17 protein-coding genes are annotated in these 16,051 nt (G+C 62.8%); 5 read left to right on the top strand and 12 right to left on the bottom strand.

From position 1 onward, the window contains the following. Nucleotides 1-75: 75 nt before the first annotated feature. Genes RHP72_RS04620 through RHP72_RS04630 form a run of 3 tightly spaced genes read right to left on the bottom strand, consistent with a single transcriptional unit; the run spans nucleotide 76 to nucleotide 2,200 of the window. Nucleotides 76-489: a hypothetical protein gene (locus RHP72_RS04620; protein ID WP_007734258.1), complete on the bottom strand. Its 414-nt coding sequence runs from the start codon at nucleotides 487-489 to the stop codon at nucleotides 76-78. A gap of 57 nt (nucleotides 490-546) precedes the next feature. After that, nucleotides 547-1,035, bottom strand: a complete 489-nt coding sequence (locus RHP72_RS04625) for a nitroreductase family deazaflavin-dependent oxidoreductase (RefSeq protein WP_054188074.1) — start codon at nucleotides 1,033-1,035, stop codon at nucleotides 547-549. 1 nt (nucleotide 1,036) lies between these two features. Further along, complete coding sequence (locus RHP72_RS04630) at nucleotides 1,037-2,200, bottom strand: steroid 3-ketoacyl-CoA thiolase (protein WP_003945509.1); 1,164 nt, start codon at nucleotides 2,198-2,200, stop codon at nucleotides 1,037-1,039. Nucleotides 2,201-2,374: 174 nt separating this feature from the next. Here RHP72_RS04630 and RHP72_RS04635 point away from each other — a divergent pair, with 174 nt between their 5' ends. Beyond that, nucleotides 2,375-3,625, top strand: a complete 1,251-nt coding sequence (locus tag RHP72_RS04635; protein WP_007734267.1) for a cytochrome P450 — start codon at nucleotides 2,375-2,377, stop codon at nucleotides 3,623-3,625. Between the two features lie 194 nt (nucleotides 3,626-3,819). On the opposite strand, the gene RHP72_RS04640 is transcribed toward RHP72_RS04635, so the two are convergent. The 6 genes from RHP72_RS04640 to RHP72_RS04665 form a co-directional block, all read right to left on the bottom strand. Further along, nucleotides 3,820-4,200 carry a VOC family protein gene (locus RHP72_RS04640; protein ID WP_020906296.1) on the bottom strand — a complete coding sequence of 127 codons (381 nt, stop codon included), beginning with the start codon at nucleotides 4,198-4,200 and terminating at the stop codon, nucleotides 3,820-3,822. A gap of 173 nt (nucleotides 4,201-4,373) precedes the next feature. Further along, nucleotides 4,374-4,784, bottom strand: a complete 411-nt coding sequence (locus RHP72_RS04645; protein ID WP_007734269.1) for a nuclear transport factor 2 family protein — start codon at nucleotides 4,782-4,784, stop codon at nucleotides 4,374-4,376. A gap of 9 nt (nucleotides 4,785-4,793) precedes the next feature. Continuing rightward, nucleotides 4,794-5,657 carry a TIGR03619 family F420-dependent LLM class oxidoreductase gene (locus RHP72_RS04650; RefSeq protein WP_019746978.1) on the bottom strand — a complete coding sequence of 288 codons (864 nt, stop codon included), beginning with the start codon at nucleotides 5,655-5,657 and terminating at the stop codon, nucleotides 4,794-4,796. A 36-nt stretch (nucleotides 5,658-5,693) separates the two neighbouring features. Then, entirely contained in the window at nucleotides 5,694-6,875 is a 1,182-nt protein-coding gene (locus tag RHP72_RS04655; RefSeq protein WP_007734272.1) for a thiolase domain-containing protein, read from the bottom strand. Next, nucleotides 6,875-7,945 carry a thiolase domain-containing protein gene (locus RHP72_RS04660; RefSeq protein WP_007734273.1) on the bottom strand — a complete coding sequence of 357 codons (1,071 nt, stop codon included), beginning with the start codon at nucleotides 7,943-7,945 and terminating at the stop codon, nucleotides 6,875-6,877. The genes RHP72_RS04655 and RHP72_RS04660 overlap by 1 nt, the downstream gene beginning before the upstream one ends. A gap of 10 nt (nucleotides 7,946-7,955) precedes the next feature. Then, nucleotides 7,956-8,933: a Zn-ribbon domain-containing OB-fold protein gene (locus RHP72_RS04665; protein ID WP_019746979.1), complete on the bottom strand. Its 978-nt coding sequence runs from the start codon at nucleotides 8,931-8,933 to the stop codon at nucleotides 7,956-7,958. 73 nt (nucleotides 8,934-9,006) lie between these two features. Here RHP72_RS04665 and RHP72_RS04670 point away from each other — a divergent pair, with 73 nt between their 5' ends. Continuing rightward, a complete protein-coding gene (locus tag RHP72_RS04670; RefSeq protein WP_019746980.1) occupies nucleotides 9,007-10,044 on the top strand; it encodes an LLM class F420-dependent oxidoreductase in 1,038 nt (345 codons plus the stop codon). A gap of 176 nt (nucleotides 10,045-10,220) precedes the next feature. Further along, nucleotides 10,221-11,195: a hypothetical protein gene (locus RHP72_RS04675; protein WP_042920440.1), complete on the top strand. Its 975-nt coding sequence runs from the start codon at nucleotides 10,221-10,223 to the stop codon at nucleotides 11,193-11,195. 137 nt (nucleotides 11,196-11,332) lie between these two features. On the opposite strand, the gene RHP72_RS04680 is transcribed toward RHP72_RS04675, so the two are convergent. Next, a complete protein-coding gene (locus RHP72_RS04680; RefSeq protein ID WP_007734275.1) occupies nucleotides 11,333-12,157 on the bottom strand; it encodes a crotonase/enoyl-CoA hydratase family protein in 825 nt (274 codons plus the stop codon). A gap of 79 nt (nucleotides 12,158-12,236) precedes the next feature. On the opposite strand from RHP72_RS04680, the gene RHP72_RS04685 reads away from it, so the two are divergent. Both RHP72_RS04685 and RHP72_RS04690 read left to right on the top strand, forming a co-directional pair. Continuing rightward, nucleotides 12,237-13,910: an acyl-CoA synthetase gene (locus tag RHP72_RS04685; RefSeq protein ID WP_039973409.1), complete on the top strand. Its 1,674-nt coding sequence runs from the start codon at nucleotides 12,237-12,239 to the stop codon at nucleotides 13,908-13,910. Further along, complete coding sequence (locus RHP72_RS04690; RefSeq protein WP_007734277.1) at nucleotides 13,910-15,025, top strand: nitronate monooxygenase family protein; 1,116 nt, start codon at nucleotides 13,910-13,912, stop codon at nucleotides 15,023-15,025. The genes RHP72_RS04685 and RHP72_RS04690 overlap by 1 nt, the downstream gene beginning before the upstream one ends. Before the next feature lie 55 nt (nucleotides 15,026-15,080). Here the strand turns inward: RHP72_RS04690 and RHP72_RS04695 are convergent, their stop codons facing one another. Next, nucleotides 15,081-15,236 (bottom strand): hypothetical protein, encoded by a 156-nt coding sequence (locus RHP72_RS04695; protein ID WP_003945810.1) that lies wholly within the window; start codon nucleotides 15,234-15,236, stop codon nucleotides 15,081-15,083. 67 nt (nucleotides 15,237-15,303) lie between these two features. Beyond that, a complete protein-coding gene (locus RHP72_RS04700; RefSeq protein ID WP_007734278.1) occupies nucleotides 15,304-16,041 on the bottom strand; it encodes a FadR/GntR family transcriptional regulator in 738 nt (245 codons plus the stop codon). Nucleotides 16,042-16,051 lie beyond the last annotated feature (10 nt).

The raw sequence follows: 16,051 nt of genomic DNA on the forward strand, positions 1-16,051 counted from the left end.
GTTCGAGGCTCTGTCGAAACGCCGTGCGGACCGTACGAGTCAATAGTGCTCCAACTCGCCGGTTATGGCACGCGTTCAGCCTCCGGTGCGGCGAACGAGCCGTTCGTAGCGCTGGCGGGCGGCTTGAGTGCTTCCGAGTCCCAGTCCGAAAGCGATGTCCTGCCAGGTCATGCCCCGTTCGCGGGCAATCCCGAGGAACAGTGCTTCCAGCTGTTCCATTTCGGCTCGGGCCTTGGGGATCAGAGTCAACGCAGCCATGACGTCGGCATCGTCGACCTCGGGTTCGTTCGGCTGCGGTGTGTCGGTGCCACCCGCAAGACGAGCCACGACGCGCACCGCGCCGTAGGGCTCGAGCATCTCCGGATGAGATTGCCGCGCGCGCTGGCTTGGGGTCGCGCCGTGGCGCTCGCTGATTCGAAAGAGTCCGGCGTACTCGCGATGTGCGCGTTCGCGGCCGGAATCGATCGGTCTGAACTGGTCATCGGTCATGAACCCAGGGTGGCACGAACCCGGGTCGATGTAAACGTTTTGTTGTAAACAGTCCGTTTAATTCTTCAGTGGCTCGCACACGATGACGGGAATGACCCGGTCGGTCCAGGCCTGATAGTTGTCGAAATCCGGATACATCGCCCTCAACATCGGCCACAGCCGAGCACGCTCGTCCTCGGTCGCGACGCGGGCTTTCATCGAGCGGATCCGAGACTTGATCTGCACCGTCACCACCGGGTCTGCCTTGATGTTGAGGTACCACATCGGGTTCTTCGGAAGACCGCCTTGCGACGCCACCAGAATCACGTTCTCGCCGTCCTCGAGGAACAGCAACGGACTGATCCGCTCCTCGCCGGATTTGCGACCGGTGGTGGTCAGCAGGCAGATCGGCAGCCCGCGAGGGAACGCGCTGCCGACCCGCCACTTGCTACCCAGCCGCCCGTCGGTGGCGCGATACATCGCGACGTTCGCCTTCGACATCCACTTGATGATCTTGACCGTCGCCGGAGCGTCGAGTCCCTTGGGTTTGGCTGGGGGAGTAGTCATCTCAGATACGCTCGATGATGGTTCCGGTGGCCAGTGCGCCGCCGGCGCACATCGTGATCAGAGCCGTCGAGCCGTTGCGACGCTCGAGTTCGTGCAGTGCGGTGGTGATCAGGCGAGATCCCGTGCTGCCGACCGGATGGCCGAGAGCGAGCGCGCCGCCGTTGACATTGACGTTGTCGAAGTCAGGTTCGTGAACCTGAGCCCAGGACAGTGCGACGGATGCGAATGCTTCGTTGATCTCGAACAGATCGAGATCGCCGATCTTCATTCCGCTCTTCTCCAGGACACGGCTGGTTGCCTGCACCGGTCCGTCGAGGTGGAATTCCGGTTCCGAGCCGACCAGCGCCTGGGCGATGATGCGGGCTCGCGGCTTCAATCCGAGCGCGCGAGCCTTGTCCTCGTCCATGAGCAGGACTGCGGCCGCGCCGTCGGAGATCTGGGAAGACGTTCCGGCCGTGTGAATCCCGCCTTCGAGGACGGGCTTCAGTCGGGCAAGGGACTCCGCCGTCGTATCGCGCAGGCCCTGATCGCGATTGACGACCTTGGTCTCGCCCGTGAGGTTTCCTTCCTTGTCGACCTGGGGTGCCGAGAGTTCGAGAACCTCGCGGTCGAAACGTCCTTCCTCCCAAGCCTGCTTGGCCAGCGCCTGCGAGCGGACGCCGAGGGCTTCGACGTCGTCGCGGGTCAGTCCGCGTCGACGCGCGATGCGTTCTGCAGCTTCGAATTGGTTGGGCATGTCGATGTCCCACGTCGCGGGTCGGCGCGGTCCGGCCTGATCGCCGACGTTGGCGCCGAGGGGAACCTGGCTCATGGCTTCGATGCCGCAGGCGATACCGGCGTCGATGGCGCCGGTGGCGATCAGACCGGCGATCAGATGGTTCGCCTGCTGGGCCGAACCGCACTGGCAGTCCACGGTGGTTGCGCCGGTCTGCCACGGAAGTCCGGCGTGCAGCCAGGCCGTGCGCGTGATGTTGTTGGACTGAGCGCCGGCCTGGGTGACGCAGCCGCCGATCACCTGCTCGATCAGCAACGGGTCGATTCCCGACCGGTCGAGAACTCCCTTTTGTGCAGCTCCGAGGATCTCGGCGGCGTGCAGACCGGCGAGCCAACCTCCGCGCTTGCCGATCGGTGTACGGACAGCCTCGACGATTACTGGTGTGCCCACAGCGGGCTCCTTTCCTTGTAATGAAAAAGTAGAACAGGTTCTCTGCGGGAAGCAAGACCTGCCGACGTTTCCTTTCCTAGTAAGCAGGCTTGTGTTTCAATGAGAGTAGAACGTGTTACACATCACGGATCCCCATCACCCCTGTGATGAAAAGGCTTAGGGCAGGAGACATCAGTGGCACAGCCCGCATTCCCCGAGGGAATCGACTTCACGGACCCCGACATCTACGCGGAACGCATGCCGTTCGAGGAGTTCGCCGAACTCCGGAAGACGGCCCCCGTGTGGTGGAATCCGCAGCCCCCGGAAATCGGTGGATTCCAGGACGAGGGCTTCTGGGTGGTCACCCGTCATGAAGAGGTCAAGGAAGTTTCGCAGCGAAGCGACATCTTCTCGACCCACGAGAACACTGCGATTCCTCGCTTCGCCGACGACATCCCGCGTGAGAACGTCGAGATGCAGCGATTCATTCTCATCAACAAGGACGCTCCGGAGCACACCAAGCTGCGCAAGCTGGTATCTCGTGGATTCACCCCGCGCGCCATCAACAGCCTGCGCGAGGAACTGACCGAGCGTGCCGAAAAGATCGTCACGACCGCGGCTGCCGGCGGTGCCGGTGACTTCGTGGTTCAGGTCGCGTCCGAACTTCCGCTGCAGGCAATCGCCGAGCTTCTCGGTGTGCCGCAGGAAGATCGAATGAAGCTCTTCGACTGGTCCAACCAGATGACGTCGTACGACGATCCCGAGTTCGACATCGACCCGCAGGCAGCCTCGATGGAGATTCTGGGATACGCGTACCAGATGGCGGATCAGCGCAAGAAGTGTCCCGCCGATGACATCGTCACCAAGCTCATCGAAGCTGACATCGACGGAAATGAGCTCTCCCCAGAGGAATTCGGCTTCTTCGTGATCCTGCTTGCGGTCGCGGGTAACGAGACCACTCGCAATGCCATCACACACGGCATGGTTGCCTTCCTCGACAATCCCGACCAGTGGGAGCTGTACAAGAAGGAACGCCCCAAGACGGCGGCCGACGAGATCGTTCGTTGGGCGACCCCGGTGACTTCCTTCCAGCGCACCGCGCTCGAAGACACCGAACTCGGCGGACAGAAGATCAAGAAGGGCGATCGCGTCGTGATGATGTACGCGTCGGCCAACTTCGACGAGGACGTCTTCGAGAACCCGACGAAGTTCGACATCATGCGTGACCCCAATCCGCACCTCGGATTCGGCGGCACCGGTGCGCACTACTGCATCGGCGCCAACTTGGCCCGTCTGGAAATCGATCTGATCTTCAATGCGATCGCCGATCACCTACCCGACATCACCAGGCTCGGGGATCCCCGACGCCTTCGCTCGGGCTGGCTCAACGGCATCAAAGAGTTTCAGGTTGATTACAAGACATCGGGCTGCCCGGTCAAACACTGATCCGGACATATACTGACCTGGTAACCGGCGAGTAGGTTCTGTGTAGGTTTTCGGGAGTTGCCTCTGCGCTCTCGAACACGCAGAACTACAGTAGACGTTCCGGGAAGCCACTTGTTGGCAACCTGGAACTGCGGCGGCGTCTGCGGGATCCCTCATCTCCCGTAGGCGCCGCCGTTTGTAGTTCAATCTCCAATTCAGCCGCCGTACGGTTTGGTGATGGCTTCCAGGAAATGTCCCGACGGGTCGAGGAAGTAGACCCCACGCCCACCGTCGTTGGTGTTGAAGCCGGTACTCGACTGGCGCGGATCGGCCCAGTGATCCAGTTTCAACGCCTGTATCCGCTGGTAGATGCCGTCGAAGTCATCCTCGGAGACGAGGAAGGCATAGTGCTGAGACGCAACCTCGGCGCCTTCTTCCACCTGTGCGAAGTCCAACGTCACGCCGTGCTCGAGTTCAACGCCGAGAAAGTAGCCGGCTTCGACTGGGCCTGGAAGACCGAACATGTGAGTGAAGAACCACGCCGACTCTTGTCGGTCTTTTGCGGCGATGATGGTGTGATTGAACGAAATGGTCATGAGTGACCCCTTGCGGTACGACGCCTCCATGCCTGACGCAGTCCGTCATCGACACGCGACGTTGGGAACCAGGAAACCATTTCGAGGTTCTCGGTGCAAGTACGACAGGCTGATTCGAATACGACGAGCGCGGCCCCGGTCGATGACCGGGGCCGCGCTCGTACTGTGGGTTCTCAGGCTTTGCGTGCCGTCTTCATCGCACGGTCCACTTCCCAGAATGCTCGAAGCGACGCGATCTTGCCGTCGTCGTTCACGCGATAGACGAACACGCCCTCGGCGTCGATGATCGAGCCGCCGATGGTGGTCCGGATCTTGCCGATGTTGACGTTCTCGTTGCCGCACACCAGTGAATCGTCGATCAGAAATTCGAGCTTGTCCGCGTTCGCGATCGTCATGTCGTAGAACTTGGAGATCGCTTCGCGCCCGTGATGGCCTTTGCCTTCGGGATCGAAGCCCGAAGGCCCGACCGGATCTTCCACCCAACCGTCCTCGGCGAAGAGGTCCAGCCAGGCTTCCTTGTTTTTGCCACTCGCTGCGGCGCGCGAAGCGTTACCCGCGACGCGGGCGGGGTGTTCGTCGGTCATCGCGGCTCCTCAGTTGATGTACTGCTCGGCGAATTTGCGCATCGAATCCTGCTTTGCCTCCAGCGGGGCATCGAATCCGATTCCGTCGAAAACCCAAGGCACGGTGATGATGTCCGTGACGCCGGCATCTTCGAGCTCTGCGTAACCGTCCTTGCCGAAACGGTCGATGCACACCGTCTGGATTTCGAATGGCTCGTTCTCGCGGCCGTACTCGGCGCGCAGTTCGCGTAGTCGTGCGATCACACCCACCAGGTCGTCGAACTTGATCATCGCCGAGGTCCAACCGTCGCCGACTCGCGCAGCACGCTTGAGTGCGACCTCGGTGTGGCCGCCGACGTAGAACGGAACCGGCTTGGTGGGGGCCGGGCTCATCTGCAGGCGATCGAAATCGAAGAACTCACCGTGATACTCGACCATGCCGCCGCCGAGGATCAGTTTGAGGACGTCGATCATCTCGTCCACACGTGCGCCCCGACGCTTGTACGGAGCGCCGCACCACTCGAACTCTTCCGGAGCCCAACCGATTCCGACGCCGAAGCCGAAACGGTTGTTCGTCAATGCGGCCACGGAACCGACCTGCCGCGCGAGCAGGACGGGATTGCGGCTACCCAGCTTGAGCACCTGGGTGTAGAACTCGATCTTCTCGGTCACCGCGCCCATTGCAGCCGCGGCGATGAGCGGATCGACCCAGGGGGTCTCGGCATTCCACATCCGAGACCCGTCCGGGGTGTACGGGTAATCCGCCGCCTGCGTTTCCATGAAGAACAGTGAATCGGGGAGAGCGATCGACGAAAAGCCGCATTCCTCGGCAGTTTTGGCGATACCGGCTAACTGGTCCAAGGGGTTCATGGCAACCCCGACGGTGTACTTCATCTTCGGCCTCTTCCTGATCGGCGTGTGTGCTGCTGCTTACGTGGTGGGACGTTCGGAGCCGACGACCCACATCGAGAAGTACTGCGAGCCACCGCCGTAGGCATGGCCGAGAGCCTTGCGAGCATCGGCTACCTGGTGATCGCCGGCGCGGTGCATGACCTGCATCGCCGACTCGGCAAAACGGATCATGCCCGAGGCGCCGATCGGGTTGGAGGAGAGAACACCGCCCGAGGCATTGACCGGGAGCTTGCCGCCGATCGCGGTTTCACCCGCCTCGGTGAGCTTCCAGCCCTGGCCTTCCTCCGCGAAGCCGAGGTTCTCGAGCCACATCGGCTCGAACCACGAGAACGGGACATAGATTTCGGCGCAGTCGATCTCGTTGAGCGGATCGGTGATTCCCGCTGACTTCCACAGTGCTGCTGCAGCGTCACGGCCGGCCTGCGGATTGACCTGATCGCGTCCGGCATAGAAGGTCGGCTCGGTGCGCATCGCCGTCGCGTGGATCCACGCGACCGAACGACCCTCGGCCTCGACCTGTGCGGCCGCTTCCTCGTTGCCGATCACCAGAGCGCACGCGCCATCCGAGGACGGGCAGGTCTCGTCGTAGCGGATCGGATCCCAGAGCATCTGAGATGCCTGTACCGATTCGAGAGTGATGTCCGGCTGCCGCAAGTGCGCATACGGATTGAGGCTGCCGTTGAGTCGATCCTTCACAGCGACGAGGTAGCCGATGTGCTCCGGTGCGCCCGATCGACGAATGTACGAACGGACGTGCGGCGCGAAGTATCCACCGGCACCGGCGCCGACGGGCATGTTGAACGGAACCGGTACGGACAGCGCCCACATGGCGTTCGACTCGGACTGCTTCTCCCAGGAAACCGTCAGAACCCGCTTGTGGACACCGGATTTGACCAGGCTGGAGGCGACGATAGCCGTCGAACCGCCCACCGATCCGGCAGTGTGAACACGCAGCAACGGCTTTCCGTTTGCGCCCAGAGCATCCGACATGGCGAGTTCGGGCATCATCGAACCCTCGAACAGGTCGGGGGCCTTTCCGATGACGACGGCGTCGATGTCGTCCCAGCCGACGTTGGCGTCGAGCATCGCGGCGTCGATGGCTTCACGAACCAAGCCCGCCATCGAGACATCGTGACGCTTTGCGACGTAGTGAGTTTGGCCGGTGCCGAGCACGGCCGCGAGTTGAGGCGTTCCGGCCATCAGTTCCGTCCCTCCAAGACTGCTACCAGGTTCTGCTGCAGCACAGGGCCGCTTGTTGCATGGGCCAGAGCGCGATTCGCCTGGCCGTCGAAGATTGCCTTGGCGGCGTGGCCGATTCGTTCCAGACCACCGGCGAACAGTGGGTTGCCGCTGAGCGGACCGCCGGACGGATTGATCGTGGTGGCGTCGGTCAGGCCGATCGCTTCCTTCAAGATCAATTCCTGGTGAGTGAACGGTGCGTGCAGTTCGGCGACGTCGATGTTGCCGACCTCGCCGCCCGTTGCCGCCTTGGCTGCGGACGTAGTGGACGGTGAGGTGGTCAGGTCACGTGCACCCAGGTTGGGGGAGTCGATGCGATGCTCGAGTCCGGTGATCCACGCCGGCCGCTCGCAGAGATCGCGGGCGCGGTTACCCGAGGCCAGGACGATTGCTGCCGCGCCGTCGGTGATGGGCGCACAATCGTGTGCGCGCAACGGATCTGCGAGGAAGGGGCTGGCGAGAAGGGCCTCGATGTCGACCTCGCCTGCGAGCTGAGCCTTCGGATTGCTCAGCGCGTGACGACGGCTACGAGCGGCAACCTCCGCCATGTCCTCGTGCGTCCACTTACCCGCGTCGAGTCCGAGTCGGGCTTGAAGTCCGGCGATCGAGACGGAGTCCGGCCACAGCGGAGTGACGAGGTACGGATCGAGCTGCATGGACAGGATCTTGCGCAGGTGCCCGGCGGAGGATTTGCCGAAGCCGTATACCAGCGCGGTCTCGACCTCGCCGGTCAAGATCTTGATCCACGCTTCGTAGAAGGCCCACGCAGCGTCCATCTCGACGTGAGATTCGTTGATCGGCGGGACCGCTCCGATGGAGTCGATGGCCGAGATGAAGGAGAACGCTCGTCCGGCCAGGTAGTCGGAAGATCCGGAGCACCAGAAGCCGATGTCTGACTTGGTGATTCCCAGATCGCTGTAGAGCTGCTGGAAGCACGGGACGAGCATCTCGACGCCGTTGGTGGTGCCGTTGGTTTCGCGGACGTGGGGTGCCTGAGCAAAGCCCACGACTGCGATGTCTGCAGAAGTCATTTCAGGAGCCTCACAGGTGGTGTTGGAAGGTGGAGTACTCGGCGTCGGGTTCACCTGTCGGCCGGAAGTATTCGATGTTCTCGAGGGTGTAACCCCACTCTTCGCGAGGCTTCCACTTGGCTTCGACGCGCATGCCCATCCGTACGTCCGCGGCATCACATTCGAGAATCAAGTGCAGGAACGGAATGTCAGCCCCGTCGAGAAGCACGTAGGCGGCCACGTAGGGCGGTTTGATTCGCTGCCCGAGGAACGGGACGTTGACGATGCAGAAGGTGGTGACAATTCCCTTGTCCGGCAGTTCGATCTGCTCGCTCGTCGGCTTCCCGTTGGTGGGATTCGCGCCGCGCGGTGGGATGTAGATCTTGTCTTCGGGTCCGCTGCGACCACCGATCAGCTTGCCTTCTGCGAGACCACGGAGGTAGAAACTCTCCTCGGCCGAAGCGGAATGCATGAAGTGCAGGTCGACAGGCGTCGTGATCATGGTGACAGGATCGGCGCTGGAATCGACTGTCGCGATTCCATTTTCGCTCTCACCTGGTTCGAAGCACTCGATATCCTTGATCTGCCCGATCCGCTCCGACGCCCAGCGAGCACGAACCCGCAGGCCGGTGCTGATGTCGTCGGGGGAGTCGACGTCGACTGCGTGGAGCATGGACGTGTCCGCGCCGTCGAGCTTGATCAGGGCCCACGCGAAAGGCTTCGTCAGTGGTTGACCCTCGATGGGTTCGGGCATCCACGTCCAACTCACGACCGTTCCGCCGTCGGAGACTCCGACGAAGTCGGTCAGTGGCTCGGCCGTGTCCGGATCGAATTCCGGTGGCGGAACGAAGACACGACCGTTCGACCCGCGTGCGCCGATCACCTTGCGATCACGCAGGGCAGTCACGAACGCGCCGATGGTCGGTCCCGTCGATCTGGTGTAGTCGAAATGGAGATTCAATGGTGCGCTCAGGGGCTTGTCGGCCACCCCGCTCTTTCCGATGGTCACAAGATCGAGTAGAACAGGTTCTAGAGATTGTGGCAAGAGTCACTTCTGATCACCGGCAATGTGGAGGCCTGCGATGAAGCTTGGGTTGCAACTCGGATACTGGGGCGCACAGCCGCCGGCAAACGCCCCGGAACTGATCGAGGCCGCGGAAGGCGCGGGATTCGACGCGGTTTTCGCGGCGGAGTCGTGGGGCTCGGACGCTTTCACCCCGCTCGCCTGGTGGGGATCGCGCACCGAGAACGTCCGTCTCGGCACCTCCGTCGTACAGATTTCGGCGCGAACACCGACCAGCTGTGCCATGCACGCGCTCACTCTCGATCACCTCAACGGTGGGCGAACGATCCTCGGGCTCGGCGTATCCGGACCGCAGGTCGTCGAAGGTTGGTACGGCCAGCCGTTCGAGAAGCCGCTCGCGCGCACCCGCGAATACGTCTCGATCGTGCGCCAGGTCCTCGCCCGTGAAGCGCCCGTCACCAGCCCCGGCCCCCACTACCCTCTGCCGTATGCGGGACCGGGCAGTTCGGGACTTGGCAAGCCGCTCAAGCCCATTACGCACCCGCTGCGTGCGGACATCCCGATCTGGCTCGGCGCCGAAGGGCCGAAGAACGTCGCGCTCGCCGGTGAAATCGCCGACGGCTGGCTGGCGATCTACTACACCCCGCGCCTGGCCCCGATGTACAACAAGTGGCTCGACGAAGGGTTCGCGCGCGCCGGGGCCCGTCGCAGTCGCGAAGACTTCGAGGTGGCCGCCACGTGCCAGGTCATCGTGACCGACGATCGCGCCGCTGCCATCGCTGCTCTCAAGCCGATGACCGCCCTCTACGTGGGGGGAATGGGCGCCCCGGAGTTGAACTTTCACGCGCAGGTCTACAAGCGGATGGGCTACGAGAAGGAGGTCGACGAGATCGGTCGCCTCTTCATGTCGGGCCGCAAGGACGAAGCTGCTGCCGTCGTCCCCGACGAGATGGTCACCGAGACCATGATCATCGGCAACGTCGACGAGGTGCGCGCAGACGTGAAGCGTTGGGAGGAAGCCGGAGTCACGATGCTGCTGGTGACCTGCCGCGACGCCGACCATGTGCGAGAGCTCGCGGCCGCGGTGGGTGGTTGAGCGGGGCACCCCCTTTTTTTTCGAGCGGTACCCCCCTTTTTTCTTCGAGCGAACGGCACGTTCAGCGCATCTGAGGCGCTGAACGTACCTTTCGCTCGCCCAAAGTTATCCACAGGCGCACCGAAACCCCAGTTCGCCGCCGGGGCCCGCGCTGATGCTCGAGTCATGCTGCAACCATGCGGCGAGGAACGTGGGGCGATGATCTGGACGCGATTTACCGCGTCAGTCGAAGCGGAGTGATCCGAACGGCGGAGTTGGCGCGATTGGGCGTGTCCAACTCCGCAGTGCACACCCGGTGTCGGGTAGGTGGACCGTGGCAGCGCATATTGCCGGGGGTCATTCTGCTCAGAAACGGTCAACCGACGCCACGTCAACGCTCGATCGCTGCGCTCATGTTGAGCGGTGACGATTCCCTGCTGACGGGGCGATCAGCCATGTCGGAGTACGGATATCGAACGCACTCGGGGGATGTGCAGGTGCTCATCCCCATCGACCGTCGAGTTCAATCGGTTGGGTTCGTCACGGTGGAGCGCACTGTTCGACTGCCCGAGCCGGAGATTCGGAACGGTCTGCGCTGTGCTCCGCTGCCGCGAGCGTTACTCGACGCTGCGAGGCGGTACAAGGCGCTCGATCCCACACGGGCACTCATCGCTGAGGCTGTTCAGCGCGGCGATGTCTCGGTGCGCGAACTTGCGAAGGAACTCGAAGCGGGTAGCAGTCGGGGTTCCGCGCTACCTCGGGTCGTGTTGCGCGAAGTGAACGCGAACGTCCACTCGGTTCCGGAGGTTCACGCGCGAAAATTGTGGCAGCGGAGCGGGCTGCCGGAAATGTTGTTCAACCATGAGATCCGGGATGCCAACGGGGACTTCATCGCAGTTCCGGACGGATGGATCGATTCGGTTGCCTTCGCGTGGGACATCGACTCCTTGGAATGGCATGCCGCACCGACGGACTACAAGCGCACGGTGGAGCGTCGGACGCGTATGCAGAATGCGGGAATCATCGTGTTGCCGACGGTGCCCAGTGCACTGCGAACGGACCCTGATCGCGTGATCGAGGACCTGCGTGCGCACTACAGATTGGCGCAGTCACGTCCCCGGCCGCAGGTGTTCGCGAGGTCGAGATGGGTGAAATTGGACGAAACCGGCTGAGCGAAAGTGCCTTTCGGCGCACTGAAGGCGCCGAAAGGTACGTTCGCTCGAAAAGGGGGTGGGTGGGACCGAGAGCGGACAGGAAAGGGGGCTCAGGCGGGGGTCGGTCAGACGGGGGTGGCTCAGACAGGGGTGGGTCAGACACCCTTGAACTGGGGCGCCCGCTTCTCACCGAAAGCCCGCGGGCCCTCCTTGGCGTCGGCGCTCATGAACACCTTCATACCCAGCTGTGCGTCGATCTGGAAGGCCTCTTCCTCATGCATGCCCTCGGTGTCGCGGATGGTCTTGAGAATCGCCTGCACGGCGAGAGGGCCGTTTGCACTGATCAGGTCCGCGAGCTCCAGCGCCTTGTCGAGGGCCTGGCCGTCCGGGACCACGTGGCCGATGAGCCCGATCTCCTTGGCCTCCGGAGCCTTGATGTGACGACCTGTGAGCAGGATGTCCGCCGCGATCGTGTACGGAATCTGTCGCACCAGACGCACTGCGGAACCGCCGAGCGGGAAGAGCCCCCACTTGGCTTCGGAGACGCCGAACTTGGCGCTCTCACCCGCGACGCGGATGTCGGTGCCCTGCAGGATTTCGGTTCCGCCGGCGATAGCTGCACCCTCGACGGCGGCGATCAGTGGCTTGGTCAACCGACGGCCCTTGAGGAGGCCTTCGATCTTGGACATGTCGACGCCACCGCCCGCGAAGGAATCTCCCGGCGGCTTGGCGGACATGTTCTTGAGGTCGGCGCCGGCGCAGAAGTCGCCGCCCGCACCGGTGAGGATGGCGACACGAATTTCGGGGTCGTTGTCGACCTGATCCCAGGCGTCGACCATGATCGCCATCATCTCGCCGGTGATGGCGTTCTTACGCTCGGGGCGATTCATGGTCACGATGAGAACGTGGCCACGCTTCTCCACGAGGCAATGCGGCGCGGTTTCCGAAATGTCTGATTTTTCGGTCGTCGAAGTGGACACTGATGGCTCCTGGCGGGTCTGTGAGCTGGCTCTCAAATTGGGTCTTGCCAGAAACGGTAACACGTTCTACTTTGAACTCGTGGCCCTTAACATCGCAGACTTCGTAGAGCACGCAATCGACCTCGTTCCGGACCGCGTTGCGCTGGTCTCGGACAACCGCGAGATGACTTATGCACAGTTGGAGGACCGAGCAAACCGCCTCGGTCACTACCTGCGTGAACATGGCGTTCAGCCGGGTGACAAGGTCGGCATCTACTGCCGGAACGTCATCGAGGCGATCGAGGCCATGGTCGCGGTCTTCAAGATCCGGGCCGTGATGGTGAACATCAACTACCGGTACGTCGAGAACGAGTTGCAGTACATCTTCGACAACTCCGACATGGTTGCGCTCATTCACGAGCGCCGCTACTCGGACAAGGTCGCGAACGTCCTGCCGAACACTCCCAAGGTCAAGTCCGTCATCGTGGTCGAGGACGGCACCGATCTGGACTTCAGTGCTTTCGGCATCGGCTACGAGGACGCACTCGCGCAGAGTTCGGGTGAGCGTGATTTCGAAGAGCGCAGCAACGACGACATCTTCATGCTCTACACCGGCGGCACCACCGGAAGTCCCAAGGGCGTCATGTGGCGTCACGAGGACTGGTGGCGTGTTCTCGGCGGAGGCATCAACTTCGTCACCGGAGTTCCGGTCGAGGACGAGTACGAGATGGCGAAGGTCGGCGCAGCCAACCCGAGCATGATCCGCTACCCGATCCCTCCGATGATTCACGGCGGTTCGCAGTCGGCGGTATTCCACAGCCTCTTCGGCGGTGGAACCTGTTTGATGCACCCGGAATTCGACGCCCACGAGGTGTGGCAGAACATCGACAAGCACAAGGTCAACCTGATCTTCATCACGGGTGACGCGATGGGCCGTCCGATGCTCGACGCACTCATCGCCGGAAACCCGGAGACCGGTGAGCCGTACGATCTTTCGACGCTCTACGTGATGGCCAGCAGTGCTGCACTCTTCTCGCCGAGTATCCAGGAGCAGTTCCTCGAACTGTTGCCCAACCGCCTGCTGACGGACTCCATCGGAGCATCCGAGACCGGCTTCGGTGGACTCGCCGTGCTGAGCAAGGGCCAGAAGCACACTGGCGGTCCGACGGTCAAGATCGACGCCTCCACAACGGTTCTCGACGACGACGGCAACGAGGTCGAACCCGGATCGGGCAAGCGCGGCATGCTCGCTCGCAAGGGCAACATCCCGCTCGGCTACTACAAGGACGAGGTCAAGACGGCCGAAACCTTCCGCACCATCAACGGCGTTCGCTACTCGATCCCCGGCGACTATGCGCAGGTCGAAGCCGACGGCACGGTCACGATGCTCGGCCGCGGTTCGGTGTCGATCAACAGCGGCGGCGAGAAGGTGTACCCGGAAGAGGTCGAGGGCGCTTTGAAGGCGCACCCGGACATCTTCGACGTCCTGGTGGTCGGTATCCCCGACGAGCGCTTCGGTCAGCGCGTTGCCGCAGTGGTCCAGGTACGCGAAGGCACGTCGCCGACGCTGCACGACATCGCCACCGCAGCACGCAAAGAGATTGCCGGATACAAGGTTCCGCGCAGCGTGTGGTTCGTGGACCAGATCAAGCGCAACCCGGCAGGCAAGCCCGACTACCGCTGGGCGAAGGCCGAAACGGAATCGCGCGAGGCCGATGATCACAACGGAAACGGCGCTCCTGTGGCGTCCGCAAACGAAAGCGTGGAAGCCTGATGCGTTCGGATCTCGCCGACAAGTTCGGCATCGAATACCCGATTTTCGGATTCACTCCTTCCGAGCACGTCGCGGCCGCGATCAGCCGCGCGGGAGGTCTGGGCGTGCTCGGTTGCGTCCGGTTCAACGACCCGGAAGAGCTCGAAGCCGCACTGACGTGGATGGACGAGAACACCGACGGTAAGCCGTACGGCGTCGACATCGTCATGCCGGCCAAGGTGCCGACCGAGGGCGGCGCCGTCGATCTCGACAAGCTGATTCCGGAGGAGCACCGCGCCTTCGTCAACCGCACGCTCGACGAGCTCGGTGTGCCGCCGCTTTCCGACGACGTCGAGCATGCGACCGGCGTACTGGGATGGCTTCACTCGGTGGCGCGGTCACACGTCGATGTTGCTCTGGGACACCGGATTGCGTTGATTGCGAATGCACTGGGATCACCGCCGAAGGACGTCATCGATCAGGCACACGAGAAGGGCGTACCGGTAGCAGCGCTGGCCGGCGCCGTCGAGCATGCACGTCGTCACGTCGAGAACGGTGTCGACATCGTGATCGCGCAGGGCTACGAGGCCGGCGGTCACACCGGCGAAATCGCATCGATGGTTCTCGTTCCGGAAATCGTTGATGCACTGGGTGATTCAGCTGCCGTACTGGCTGCCGGCGGTATAGGCAGCGGCCGTCAGGTGGCTGCCGCACTTGCACTCGGTGCGTCCGGAGTGTGGATGGGCTCGTACTGGCTCACCACGTCCGAATACAAACTCGGCAGTGCATCGGGCGATGGCCCGTCCGCTATTCAGCGTGCACTGTTGGGCGCGACGTCGGCCGACACCGTTCGTTCGCGCATCTACTCGGGTAAGCCCGCTCGGTTGCTCAAGACCAAGTGGACGGAAGCCTGGTCGAACCCGGGAGCACCGGCGCCCTTGCCGATGCCGCTGCAGAACCTTCTGGTCAGCGACGCTCATCAGAGAATCGCTGCATCGGAGAACCCGGAAGTTGTGGCAATGCCCGTCGGTCAGATCGTGGGACGGATGAACGAGATCCGCCCGGTCGCCGAGGTCATGGCAGAGCTGGTGTCCGGGTTCGAGGACGCGCGAACCCGGCTGGATTCGATGAAGTAGTAGATGACACGTGCGTGTGCCCTCGGCCGAGTTTCGGCCGAGGGCACACGTCGTTTCAGCCGGCGAGGTCGTCCGGTCCGACGGTGTCCGACAACCATTCTCCGCGGCTGAGGGCGCCGTCGTCGCGGCGGCGTGCGATCACGAAAATGACCAGGGCGGCAGCGAGGACAACTGCGAGAACGCGCGAAGGCGTCAGGTTCGGGTTCTTCATACCCGTAATTTTGCCGGAAGAACGGGCGCGATGGTGAGACAGCGGAGCAAAATCACGTGTTTCGAAATTACTGCGCTTCCGACGCATGGAGACTGGCGATCCGCTCGCGCAGGCCACCGAAGTGCACATCGAGAGTGTGCGCCGCCTCGACTGCATCACCCGTACGGATCGCGTCGAGAATCGCACGGTGCTTCGACGCGATGTCGATCAGCGGCGTATCCGAATGCCCGATGGCCTGCTGGATCTCGCTGTACACCTGCCAGAAGACGTCCATCAACTGAGCGAGGACCTGGTTGTCCAGCGGGGAGTACAGGCGGGAGTGGAAGGTCGCGTCGATGTCGGAGAAGTTCTTCCCGGCAGCGGCACGGACCTCCATGCCGGTGACGAGTTCGTCGAGGTCGGCGTGGTCGGCCGACGTCATCTCGGCCATCGCCGCACCGATCAGTCCGGTCTCGAGTGCCTGACGAATGTCGACCAGTTCCATCGCCTCGTGCCCGGTGCCCTGCAAGGACAACCGGCCACGGAAGGTCAGGCCGTCGGCGAGAGCGTCGAAGTTGCTAGGGGCGACGAACATTCCGAAGCCGTGACGGATCTCGACGACGCCCAAGGCCTGCAGAACCTTGAGCGCCTCCCGAAGCGTGTTTCGGCCGATACCCAATTCCTCGGACAGTTCGGCCTCGGTGGGCATCGGGTCGCCGGGGGAGAGCCTGCGTTCGAGGATCAAGTTCATGATGTCCGTCTGAAGTGCGCGCATGCGGTTTTGCGCGCTGAAACGAGCGCCCTGTGTGCCACTCCGGACAGACATCGATTCCCCT

Origin of the sequence: Rhodococcus sp. SG20037, from assembly GCF_031763325.1 — a bacterium.
Taxonomy (GTDB): domain Bacteria; phylum Actinomycetota; class Actinomycetes; order Mycobacteriales; family Mycobacteriaceae; genus Rhodococcus_F; species Rhodococcus_F qingshengii.

What these genes read in the sequence shown, in the direction of transcription:
- RHP72_RS04620 (WP_007734258.1), bottom strand. Translation starts at nt 489, where the DNA reads ATGACCGATGACCAGTTCAGACCGATCGATTCCGGCCGCGAACGCGCA.
- RHP72_RS04625 (WP_054188074.1), bottom strand. Translation starts at nt 1,035, where the DNA reads ATGACTACTCCCCCAGCCAAACCCAAGGGACTCGACGCTCCGGCGACG.
- RHP72_RS04640 (WP_020906296.1), bottom strand. Translation starts at nt 4,200, where the DNA reads ATGACCATTTCGTTCAATCACACCATCATCGCCGCAAAAGACCGACAA.
- RHP72_RS04645 (WP_007734269.1), bottom strand. Translation starts at nt 4,784, where the DNA reads ATGACCGACGAACACCCCGCCCGCGTCGCGGGTAACGCTTCGCGCGCC.
- RHP72_RS04650 (WP_019746978.1), bottom strand. Translation starts at nt 5,657, where the DNA reads ATGAAGTACACCGTCGGGGTTGCCATGAACCCCTTGGACCAGTTAGCC.
- RHP72_RS04655 (WP_007734272.1), bottom strand. Translation starts at nt 6,875, where the DNA reads ATGGCCGGAACGCCTCAACTCGCGGCCGTGCTCGGCACCGGCCAAACT.
- RHP72_RS04660 (WP_007734273.1), bottom strand. Translation starts at nt 7,945, where the DNA reads ATGACTTCTGCAGACATCGCAGTCGTGGGCTTTGCTCAGGCACCCCAC.
- RHP72_RS04670 (WP_019746980.1), top strand. Translation starts at nt 9,007, where the DNA reads ATGAAGCTTGGGTTGCAACTCGGATACTGGGGCGCACAGCCGCCGGCA.
- RHP72_RS04675 (WP_042920440.1), top strand. Translation starts at nt 10,221, where the DNA reads ATGCGGCGAGGAACGTGGGGCGATGATCTGGACGCGATTTACCGCGTC.
- RHP72_RS04690 (WP_007734277.1), top strand. Translation starts at nt 13,910, where the DNA reads ATGCGTTCGGATCTCGCCGACAAGTTCGGCATCGAATACCCGATTTTC.
- RHP72_RS04695 (WP_003945810.1), bottom strand. Translation starts at nt 15,236, where the DNA reads ATGAAGAACCCGAACCTGACGCCTTCGCGCGTTCTCGCAGTTGTCCTC.
- RHP72_RS04700 (WP_007734278.1), bottom strand. Translation starts at nt 16,041, where the DNA reads ATGTCTGTCCGGAGTGGCACACAGGGCGCTCGTTTCAGCGCGCAAAAC.